This is a genomic window from Mycobacterium talmoniae (assembly GCF_001854525.1).
Lineage (GTDB): Bacteria > Actinomycetota > Actinomycetes > Mycobacteriales > Mycobacteriaceae > Mycobacterium > Mycobacterium talmoniae.
The window spans coordinates 1-7,372 of the sequence record NZ_MLQM01000221.1 but is presented as its reverse complement, the minus strand read 5'-3'; the positions used below and the strand labels follow the sequence as shown (position 1 = coordinate 7,372).

The 7,372-nt window shown below is 67.0% G+C and carries 7 protein-coding genes and 1 pseudogene; 7 read left to right on the top strand and 1 reads right to left on the bottom strand.

The features are described from left to right. The first annotated feature begins 22 nt into the window (after positions 1-22). From BKN37_RS24680 to BKN37_RS24650, 7 genes and pseudogenes are all read left to right on the top strand, one after another. Complete coding sequence (locus tag BKN37_RS24680; protein WP_071029615.1) at positions 23-1,357, top strand: MCE family protein; 1,335 nt, start codon at positions 23-25, stop codon at positions 1,355-1,357. Further along, positions 1,354-2,475, top strand: coding sequence for a virulence factor Mce family protein (locus tag BKN37_RS24675; RefSeq protein WP_071029613.1), 1,122 nt, complete (start codon positions 1,354-1,356; stop codon positions 2,473-2,475). Before BKN37_RS24680 ends, BKN37_RS24675 begins: the two co-directional genes overlap by 4 nt. Position 2,476: 1 nt before the next feature. After that, positions 2,477-3,907, top strand: a complete 1,431-nt coding sequence (locus BKN37_RS24670) for an MCE family protein (RefSeq protein ID WP_071029611.1) — start codon at positions 2,477-2,479, stop codon at positions 3,905-3,907. After that, positions 3,874-4,413: a mammalian cell entry protein gene (locus BKN37_RS24665; RefSeq protein ID WP_071029609.1), complete on the top strand. Its 540-nt coding sequence runs from the start codon at positions 3,874-3,876 to the stop codon at positions 4,411-4,413. The genes BKN37_RS24670 and BKN37_RS24665 overlap by 34 nt, the downstream gene beginning before the upstream one ends. Positions 4,414-4,443: 30 nt before the next feature. Continuing rightward, the gene (locus tag BKN37_RS24660) at positions 4,444-5,085 is read left to right on the top strand and encodes a hypothetical protein (RefSeq protein WP_071029607.1); all 642 of its coding nucleotides are present in this window, start codon (positions 4,444-4,446) and stop codon (positions 5,083-5,085) included. Then, positions 5,055-5,414 carry a DUF732 domain-containing protein gene (locus BKN37_RS24655; RefSeq protein ID WP_071029605.1) on the top strand — a complete coding sequence of 120 codons (360 nt, stop codon included), beginning with the start codon at positions 5,055-5,057 and terminating at the stop codon, positions 5,412-5,414. The genes BKN37_RS24660 and BKN37_RS24655 overlap by 31 nt, the downstream gene beginning before the upstream one ends. Before the next feature lie 20 nt (positions 5,415-5,434). Continuing rightward, a pseudogene (locus BKN37_RS24650) lies at positions 5,435-5,896 on the top strand (CAP domain-containing protein); the annotation flags it as partial. Between the two features lie 98 nt (positions 5,897-5,994). Here the strand turns inward: BKN37_RS24650 and BKN37_RS24645 are convergent. After that, positions 5,995-7,372 (bottom strand): FAD-dependent oxidoreductase (locus tag BKN37_RS24645; protein WP_071029603.1); only part of this gene is annotated, 1,378 nt, incomplete at its 5' end.

Here is a 7,372-nt window from a genome sequence, read left to right as displayed (position 1 = left end):
TCCCGGCCCCCGAAGGGGGACGATGAGCGTGCCCGTTGATTCGCCTCGAGCCCGGCACCCCCGCGCCCGGATCGCGACGGCGGCCGGCCTGGCCGTCATCCTCGTCTCCGCGGTAACCGTGCTGGCGACACCATGGTGGGACCACGTCAGCAGGACCACCTACACCGCCTACTTCGCCAACACCAACGGCCTCTACACCGGCGACGAGGTTCGCATCCTGGGCGTCGCCGTCGGAACGGTGGACAAGATCGAACCGCAGCCCAGCGCGGCGAAGGTCACCTTCTCGGTGGACCGGCAGTACCCACTGCCCGCCGATGCGCGGGCCGCGATCCTATCCCCGTCACTGGTCAGCGCCCGGGCCATTCAGCTCGTCCCGGCCTACTCCGGCGGGCCGAAACTTGCGGGAGGAGCAGCCATTCCGCAGAGCCGCACGGCGGTTCCCGTCGAGTGGGATGACTTCCGGCGGCAGCTGGAAAAGCTGTCCGACTCCCTGCAACCCACGTCCCCGAAGGGGGCCAGCGCAGTGGGCGAGTTCATCAATACCGCCGCGGCCAACCTGCGCGGTGAGGGCGACACCGCCCGCGACACGGTGATCAAACTCTCGCAGGCGGTGTCCGCACTCGGCGACCACAGCACCGACATCTTCAGCACCGTTCGCAACCTGCAGCTGCTGGTATCGGCGCTGTCCTCCAGCAGTGATCTCCTCGCCGCGTTCAACACCAACCTGGCCAGCATCACCACCGTGTTATCCGACACCCCCAATGAGGTGGCCGATGCGACGCGGGGCCTGGACAGCGCCGTAAACGACCTGCGCGGCTTCGTCTCGGAGAACCGGGAAGGGCTGGGGGTGGCGTTCGATCACCTCAACGCGATCACCACCGCCCTCAACGACAGCCGCGGTGATGTCAAACAGATCCTGCACATCACACCGACGGTGTTTCAGAACTTCATGAACATCTACCAGCCCGCACAGAGCGCGATCACCGGAATTCTGGCACCCGTCAACTTTGCCAGCACCGTCCAATTCATCTGCGGGGCAATCCAGGCCGCGTCGCGCATGGACTTCGAACAGTCCTCCAAGCTGTGTGTGCAGTACCTGGCACCCATCATCAAGAACCGTCAATACAATTTCCCGCCGCTGGGAATCAACCCATTCGTGGGAGCGGCCGCCCGGCCCAATGAGCTCACCTACAGTGAGGACCGGCTCAACCCGAGCCTGCCGCCGCCGACGGCACCGGGCGACCAAGAGGCTGGCCCGCCCCCGCCCGCTGAGCCGCCGGCCGCCAGGCCCACCGACCCGGATCTGGGGCTACCGGGCCTGATGGTTCCGCAGGGGCTGCCCGGAGGCCCACCGTGAAAAACCTACTGGCCGCGGGCCTGACGGGCGCCTGCCTGTCGACGGTCTCGGGCTGCACGTGGCGGGGCCTGAACTCCCTGAGCCTGCCGGGAACCGAAGGCAGCGGGGACGGTTCGTACACCGTTCAGGCGCAGTTGCCCGATGTGGTGGTGATCCAGCAGAACACTCGGGTGCGGGTCGCCGACGTCAACGTTGGCAACGTCACCAAAATCGAGGTCCAGGATTGGCACGCCCTGGTGACGATGCGCATCAACGGTAACGTCCATCTGCCGGCGAACAGCACCGCCAAGGTGGGCCAGACCAGCCTGTTGGGCTCAATGCACATCGAATTGTCGCCCCCCACCGATGAGCCGCCGCAAGGCGAGCTCAACGACGGGGCGGTGATCCCATTGGCCCGGGCCAGCACCTATCCGACCACCGAGCAGACGCTGGCATCGGTGTCGGTGCTGCTCAACGGCGGCGGTCTCGCCCAACTGCAAGAGATTAATCAAGCGTTCGCCAAGGCGTTGGCCGGCCGGGAAAACGACATGCGCAGCCTGCTGTCCCAGCTGGACACCTTCATCGCCCAGCTCAACACCCAGACCGACGACATCATCACGGCCACCGAGAATCTCAACGCGCTGACCGAGCAGGTGGCGGCCAAGGACCAGACCGTCGACCACGCGCTCGACACCGTCCCACGCGCCCTGGCGGTGTTGTCGGATCAGCGCACCAAGCTGGCCGACGCCGTCGATGCACTGGGCAAGTTCAGTGCGATCGCCACCTCGACGGTCAATCAGTCCAGGGAATCGTTGGTGAACAATCTGCGCAGCATCGCACCGGTGCTGAGGTCACTGGCCGATGCCGGGCCCGCCCTCACCAGGGGGTTGGACTTCTTGTCCACTTATCCCTGGGTGAAGAGCAACCTGGCCAACTGGTTCCGCGGCGATTTCGCCAACATCACGCTCGTCATCGATCTGACGTTGAGCCGGCTGGACAGCGGCCTATTCACCGGAACCCGGTGGGAGGGTAACCTCACCGAACTCGAGCTGCAGTGGGGCCGCACCATCGGTCAGATGCCAAGCCCCTACACCGTGGGTAATCCGCTGGTCGCCCCCTACCACTTCGGGGGGAGCTGACATGCTGCGCCTGTCCCGCACCGTGTGGATACAGTTGGCGATCCTGGCCGCGGTTACCGTGACCGCGTGCGGGGTGATGGCATTTGGCTTCGTCAAAGTGCCCGCGTTGCTCGGGGTGGGGCGCTACACGGTGACCGTGGAACTGCCCGGCTCCGGCGACCTGTACCCCACGTCGGTGGTGACCTATCGCGGAACCGAGATCGGTAAGGTCAGCTCGATCGACGTCACCCGCAACGGTGTTCGTGCCGTCCTGACCCTCGATTCGTCCATCAAGGTCCCCGCCGATGTCTCCGCTGCGGTACACAGTCGATCCGCCGTCGGTGAGCAGTTCCTGGAACTGACCCCCAACGGCGGCGCCGGCCCGGACCTGCGGGACGGCGCTGTGGTGCCGGTGGACCGGGTACGGCTCCCCGCCGATATCGGGAGCCTGCTCGACGCGACCAACCGGGCGCTACAGGCGATTCCGCCGGACAATCTCCGCACGGTCGTTGACGAGGCCAGTAAGGCCGTCGGTGGGCTCGGGCCAGAGCTATCGCGCATCGTGGACGGATCGACATCGCTGGCGATCGACGCCGGCAATACCGTGGACCCGCTCACCCAGCTGATCGACCACTCCCCGCCGGTGCTGAACTCCCAAGTGCAAACCGCTGATTCGATCCGAACCTGGGCGCAACGGATGGCCGCCATCACCGGGCAGGTGCAAGCCCAGAACACGGCGTTCGCCGACCTGCTGACCATCGGCGCGCCCGCATTGGAGGAGACCAGGGCGCTGCTGGACCGCGTCGCGCCGGCCTTACCGCTGCTGCTGGCCAACCTGGTGAGCTTGGGCGATATCGCGGTGACCTACCGCAACGACATCGAACAGCTGCTGGTCCTGTTCCCCCAGGGCACCGCGGTGATGTCGGCCATCGCGCTGCCGGACGCGGATCTGAAGACGCCGTACCGCGGCATCTACCTCGACTTCAACCTCAACCTCAACTATCCGCCGCCGTGCAACACCGGCTTCCTTCCGGTCCAGCAACAGCGCACCCCCAGCGAGGTCGACTATCCCGAGCGTCCCGCCGGGGAGGTGTACTGCCGGGTCCCGCAGGACTCGGATCTCAATGTCCGGGGGTCGCGCAACATCCCGTGTGAAAACAACCCCGCCAAGCGGGCCCCAACCGTCGAGCTGTGTGAAAGCGACGAGCCCTACGTTCCGCTCAACGACGGCTACAACTGGAAAGGCGACCCCAACGCGACGCTGTCCGGCCAGGGGGTGCCGCAGTACCCGCCGGGCACCGATCCGCGCCAACCGCCGGTGGCCGTCGTTCCCTACGACCCGGCCACCGGTGGCTATATCGGGCCGGACGGCAACCGCTACACCCAGGGCGATGTGGCCCAAGGCAGGAGAGGTGAAACATGGCAGAGCATGCTGATACCGCCGGGCAACTAGAGGATTCGGCCCCCACGGAGGGGGACCGCTCGGGTGCCCGTGCGCTGATCGCGACGGCCCTGGTGCTGGCGGCGCTGACCGGCCTGGCCGGCTGGTTGGGATACCGCAGCTATCAATCTCACGAGGCGCAGGCGCAGCGCGACCTGTTCGTGCAGCTGGCTCGTCAGGCCGCGGTCAACCTGACCACGATCAGCTACACCGAGGCCGACGCCGATGTGCAGCGCATCCTGGATTCGGCGATCGGCACCTTCCACGACGATTTCCAGCAGCGCGCCCGACCGTTCATCGACACCGTCAAACAGGCGCAGTCGAAATCGCAAGGCACCGTCACCGCGGCGGCGCTGGAATCAGTGACCGACGACCAGGCGCAAGTTCTCGTTGCGGTGTCGGTGAAAACATCGATCGCTGCTGCGCCCGAGCAGGATCCGCGCCACTGGCGGATGCGGATCAGCGTCCAAAAGGTCGGTGACGGCACGAAGGTGTCGAACGTCGTGTTCGTGCCGTGACCGACCCGCAGTAAAGGAAGAGAGCCCCTCATGTCGCTCGACACTGACCTGATCCCCGACACATCATCGCTCGATGACGACGAGAATTGGTCCGACGCCGCCGATCTCGGCCGCGATGTGGCCGACGAAGCCGAAGCGGCGGACGACGCCGACATCGTCGAACCGGCGCCCACCGGGCCAGGCCGGCGGTTCCCCTGGTCGCGTCTGCTGGCACGCGCGGTCCTGCCGGGTTTGGCGCTGATCGTGGCGGTCGGTTGCGGGTACCTGAAGTGGTGGGACGAATCGGCGCGAGTCGGGCAAACCGTGGCTGCGCAGTCCGTGCACGCCGCCACCGACAGCACGATCGCGATCCTGTCCTACCGGCCCGACACCGTGGCGACCGCCCTGCCCGCGGCCGCCGACCGCCTCACCGGCACCTTCCGTGACCAGTACACCCAGCTCATTAACGACGTAGTCGTTCCCGGCGCGCAACAGCAACGCATTTCGGCTGCCGCCACGGTGCCGGCTGCCGCATCGGTGTCGGCCAGCAGCACGCACGCCGTCGTCTTGGTGTTCGTCAACCAGACCACCACCATCGGCGACGATCCACCCACTAACACCGCGTCTAGCGTGCGGGTCACCCTCGACAAGGTCCATGGCCGATGGCTGATTTCGCAATTCGAACCGGTGTGATCGTGGCGGCCGGCCTGCTCGGCCTCGGCGGGATGGCGGTAGCGCAAGCCAGGGCCGACTCGGTGGCCTATCTGGTCAACGTGACCGTGCGGCCCGGCTACAACTTCCCCGACGCCGATGCTGCGCTCGCCTACGGGCGCGGCATCTGCGACAAGGTCGCTGCGACTCGTGGCTACCCAGCGCTCGTGGGCGATGTCCAAGCCGACTTCGGCACCACCGACGAGTTCCAGGCCACCTATCTGATCAGCCAGGCGGTCAACGAACTGTGCCCAGCGCTGATCTGGCAACTGCGCAACTCCGCCGCCAACTACCGGCCTCCGGCACCGTGACCCTCGGTAACGGCCACCGCGTGTGGGTCCTGGCGGTGCTGCCGATCGTGGTGAGCGCTGCCGTGAGGGTACCCGCTGCGCACGCCGACAACTCACGCCTCAACAACAGCGTCGTCGCCAACATTTACACCATCCAGCACCAGGCCGGGTGCACCAACGACGTCAAGGTCAATCCTCGGCTGCGGCTGGCCGCGCAATGGCACACCCTGGATGTGCTGAACAACCCGGACCTGGACGGGGACATCGGCTCGGACGGATCCACGCCGCAATCCCGCGCCCAGGCCGCCGGGTTTCAGGGTGCGGTGGCCGAAACCGTGGCGATCAACCCCGCCCTGGCGATCACCGGCATCGAGATCCTGCACCAGTGGTACTACGACCCGGCGTCCTTCGCGATCATGTCGGACTGCGCCAACACCGATATCGGGGTGTGGTCGGAGAGTAGTATCAATCGCACCGTGGTGGTGGCCGTCTACGGCCAGCCGAGCTGACTCGGCATCGGACTCGGCCGCGAGCGTGCGCAAATGTACGCCGAGAAGCCTGTGGGAGTGGCATTTTGCGCACGCTCGCGGGAGGAAGGGGCCTACAGTCGGGCGGCCAGCTCGGTGCCCTGTTTGATGGCCCGCTTGGCGTCGAGCTCGGCGGCCACCGCGGCGCCGCCGATGATGTGCGGGCGTATGCCGGCGGCGCGCAACCCGTCTTCCAGATCCCGCACCGACTCCTGGCCGGCGCAGATCACCACGTTGTCCACCGCCAGCAGCTGCGGCCGCTTGCGGTCGGGCCCAAAGCTGATGTGCAATCCCGCGTCGTCGATCCGCTCATAGTTCACCCCGGAAAGCTGCTGGACCTTCTTGGCTTTCAGCGAGGCGCGGTGCACCCAGCCCGACGTCTTGCCCAGCCGGGTGCCCTGTCGGCCCTTACTGCGCTGCAGCAGATACACCTCACGGGCCGGCTCGGCCGGGATCGGCGTGGTCAGCGCGCCGCGGGCTTCCTGCGGATCGGCGGCACCCCATTCGGCCTTCCACTCCTTGAGGTTCAGGGTGGGGGAGGCGTCGGTGACCAGGAACTCGCTGACGTCGAATCCGACGCCGCCGGCACCGATCACGGCCACCGACTTTCCGATCGGGGCGCCGGAGATCGCCTGCGCGTACGACAGCACCTTGGGGTGCTCGATGCCGGGAATGTCGGGAATCCGCGGCGCCACCCCGGTGGCCAGCACCACCTCGTCGAACCCGGTCAGCTCCGCAACACCGGCGCGGGTGTTCAGCCGCACACTCACGCCGTATTTGTCCAGCATGGTCGTGTAGTAGCGGATGGTCTCGGCGAACTCCTCCTTGCCGGGAATCCGCTTGGCCAAGTCGAATTGGCCGCCGATCACCGGGCCGGCCTCGAACAGGGTCACGACATGACCGCGCTGCGCGGCACTCACCGCCGCGGACAGTCCGGCCGGGCCGGCGCCGACCACCGCCACGTTGCGGGCGCGGCGAGTCGGGCCCAGCACCAGCGTGGTTTCCCGGCCGGCCCGCGGATTGAGCAGACAGGACACCTTCTTGTGCACGAACGCGTGATCCAAACAGGCCTGATTGCAGGAGATGCAGGTGTTGATCTCGTGGGCGCGGCCGTCGGCGGCCTTGGCCACCCAGTCCGGGTCGGCCAGCATCGGGCGGGCCATCGAGATCAGCTGCACCTGGGTGTCGGCCAGGATCTGCTCGGCGGCCTGCGGCATGTTGATCCGGTTGGACGCCACCACCGGGATGCCGACGTGTTCGGCGACCGCGCTGGAAATGTCGACGAACGCGCTGTTGGGCACCGAGGTGACGATGGTCGGCACCCGCGCTTCGTGCCAGCCGAACCCGGAGTTCAGCAGCGTCGCACCCGCAGCCTCGACTTCGGTTGCCAGCGCCACGGTCCCGTCCCAGCTCTGCCCGTCCGGGCCGGGGTGGGCCGTGGGGGTCCGGTGG